The sequence below is a fragment of the Allorhizobium sonneratiae genome, assembly GCF_023700755.1.
In the GTDB taxonomy this organism is placed as follows: Bacteria; Pseudomonadota; Alphaproteobacteria; order Rhizobiales; family Rhizobiaceae; genus Allorhizobium; species Allorhizobium sonneratiae.
In genome coordinates, this window is the sequence record NZ_JAMKOJ010000024.1 from 1 (window position 1) to 2947 (window position 2947).

The 2947-nt window shown below is 53.2% G+C and carries 3 protein-coding genes; 1 reads left to right on the forward strand and 2 read right to left on the reverse strand.

Annotated elements, in window-relative coordinates:
- The coding region (locus tag NAC44_RS21075) for a hypothetical protein (protein ID WP_250943621.1) at positions 1-206 on the forward strand (206 nt) is incomplete at its 5' end.
- 110 nt (positions 207-316) lie between these two features.
- Here NAC44_RS21075 and NAC44_RS21080 read toward each other — a convergent pair.
- Positions 317-727, reverse strand: coding sequence for a hypothetical protein (locus NAC44_RS21080; protein ID WP_250943622.1), 411 nt, complete (start codon positions 725-727; stop codon positions 317-319).
- A 109-nt stretch (positions 728-836) separates the two neighbouring features.
- Positions 837-2780, reverse strand: a complete 1944-nt coding sequence (locus NAC44_RS21085; RefSeq protein WP_250943624.1) for a ParB/RepB/Spo0J family partition protein — start codon at positions 2778-2780, stop codon at positions 837-839.
- Positions 2781-2947: the final 167 nt, after the last annotated feature.

Consider the following 2947-nt stretch of genomic DNA (forward strand, 5'->3'; position numbering starts at 1 on the left):
AGACAATCGCAGCGCCCTTATCTGACGGTGACGATCTTCCGCAGCTTTGCCCTCATGCCTCCAACTCTCATCAGCCCGGCCAGTGCGTCATGCCGATCTCGCTCGATCCTCATGCTGATCGACCGGCCACGGTCCCGGCGCACAGCCGGGGCCTTGCCCTCTCAAAACAACGAGGACCGGCTTTCGCCGGTCCCCCACTTCGCTAGGCGTTGCCGCCGCGCAAGCCTTAGCGATCGTCACCCGAATGGGCGAAGACGCCATCGGCGGCTTCGTGCCACTGGCATAGAGCGCGCTCGCTTCTCAGAAGCGAAAGGCACTATTCTGCCGATCCGTCAAAATCAACCAGGTCACACACAACGAAATTTTCCGGCTGATTGCGCTCAACATCATCGATCAGATTGCGGACCATTTCATAATCAGGTTCCGACAGCCAGGATTTAGAAGCCTCTGGCGGGGCGCATTTTTTCAGCATTGCAAGCATCTTCCGGTTCTGATGCTCAAGCGTTGCGATATGCGACTGCGAAACAACGGCCTGCATGGCAAGCGCGGTGCGCTTGACATAATCGCCGTGCACACCTTCGCGGCGCATTCTGCTCATCGTGATTTCGCTGATGCCGAGCATTTGAGCCGCGATTTTTGCGGTCTTGGCGATTTTTGACGCCTTGAGATAAGCGAGCCACCCCTGAACGTCATCAGCGGAAATCGAGTCTTTTTCAGGATTTGACATGGCGGCAATCTCACACATTGACGGATTCAGGCTGACCTAACAGACAAAGGCACCCGAAGACCAGATGATTAATCTGGTCTTCGGGCTATTTCAGAGGAAAGGCGAAGGATCATTCCGCCGCCATCATCATTGGGTTGTCGTCTTCATTGTCTTCTTCATTGTCTTCCTCTCGCACGCCCGGTTCCTGACTATCGGAAGGCGCGACTACCGGCGCGTCAGCGAACAGGATCGGGCGGGGCAACCAGCCGCTGTTTTCAACCTGACGTTCTGCGAAAGCGGCGGCTTCGGCTTTCTTCATGCCGGCAATACCTTCGGCAAAAGCTGCGCCTTTTGCCTCTGTCACTGCCGCCTCGATGCCTTGGCGGTTGAGATGGCTGAAATAGGTTTCAGCCGTAGGCTTGAAATATTTCCCCATGTCAACGGCAAGAGCACGGCCTAACTGGTCGCCATGGTCGAGACGCTTTTGCTCGTACACCTTACCTTGCACCACATTGACCGAATGCGAAGCTGCAAAAGCGAGAAGCTTAAGAAGATCGTCGCGCTTTTGATCAAGGCACCAGTCGAAAAGGTCGGCAGGATTTGCCGGAATAGCTGACTTGAATGTTTCGGTCATTGCTGACAGGCATTCCAGCGCCGTGTTCGCCTCTGGATTTTTGAGGCTTGTTTCGGGATAGGTTTTGTTCAGCCGGATTTCCAGCGACGTATAAGAAGACACATAACCTGAATAGACGGTCTGCAACAAAAGCGCATGAACGACTGCCGCAAGCGCAATATCGGCATTATTCGCCATTTCGAGCATCAGCGCGGCGGTTTTCTGCGCTGTCAGGTCTTCGAGAAGCGTGGCGGAATGCTTCAAAACCGGACCTGTCGGGAGATCGTCACTTTCTGCTTCGCTGCCTTCGTTGTTTGCGCTCTTAATGCTTTTGGCCTTATCTTCCGGCCTGATCAAGCCAAAGTCATAACGCAAGTTGCCGTCATGGGCCAAGCTGCACACAACACCGGCAGTTTTCAGCTCTTCCGGGTCAAAGCGTTGACCTTGGATAAGATTAATCTGTTCTTCGACCTGCGCCAGTTGCATTTCAACATCGTCGGGGCCATCGCCCTCTTCGATGATCGCGGCCAGGGCGTCATATTGTTCGGAAAGCCGCGCTAGTTTTTCCTGATCTTCCGGGGAAAGGGTGGGCGATTTTGGATAAATACGACCATATTTAGAATATGCCTGATAATCCATTTCAATTGGCATATCGACCCACTTCCAACCTGCGGCTTTCAGGCTTTCGGCCTCAATCGCCATTTTTTCGGCAACGAGCCTATCAACCAACGCGCCATCCATTGCATACCCGCCATTGACATCGAAAAGATCGCGTTTGATCTGACCTCCTGCCGCCTCATAAGCGTCCAGCCCGCCGATGAATTTCATGCGCTTGTCGGTGGCGCGCACAACCTCTCCTGCCAATGCTTGCCGGATCGAATGACCGTCACGACGGTGAGACGGTAGTGATTTCCAGACGCGGATTTGCTCTTCATGGTCATCGGTGATCGTGAAGGCAGACAGCGTTTCAAGGTTCATTTCTTCCTTGCGGAACAAGTCTCTGAGTTCCGGCGCAACCCGGCCAAGGGCCAGCCGCTTTTTCACGATAGTTTCGGTGGTGCCAAAACGTATGGCAATCTCTTCAATAGACTTACCCTTGTCGGCAAGATCACGGAACGCCTCGAACTGGTCAGCCGGGTTCATGCCCTCGCGCATGATGTTTTCAGTCAGGCTCATTTCCTGCGCTTCCGCCTCGGTGATTTCCCGCAACAAAACGGGATAATCTGCCGCAAGCTTTCCCTGCTTCACCAAAAGCAGAAGCGCTCTCAATCTCCGTCCACCGGCAGAGACATAATAAGCACCTTTGGCCTTTGCCCGCCGTCCGACGAGATTTTGCAAAATCCCATTTGCTTCAATGCTTGCTGCGAGATCGGCAATGGCCTCTTCGCTATAGGTTTTGCGCACGTTCAGCGGGTCGTGTTGCAGTTTGTTCAAAGAAACGGTGATGATGGAGTCAGCCATGGTTTTAAATCCTTGCGGTTTTGTTTTTCTCTATGCCCAATTTATATAACCTGTGTTTATTTTTTGCAAGTGTTTTCTTATCGTCGTGCTAAGTTTTTACTGTAGACAGGCAAGGGTTGACAGGAAAAAAGGCGGCATAGGCTCTTGACCCGCCTTGGCCCAACGGG

What these genes read in the sequence shown, in the direction of transcription:
- NAC44_RS21085 (WP_250943624.1), bottom strand. Translation starts at nt 2,780, where the DNA reads ATGGCTGACTCCATCATCACCGTTTCTTTGAACAAACTGCAACACGAC.
- NAC44_RS21080 (WP_250943622.1), bottom strand. Translation starts at nt 727, where the DNA reads ATGTCAAATCCTGAAAAAGACTCGATTTCCGCTGATGACGTTCAGGGG.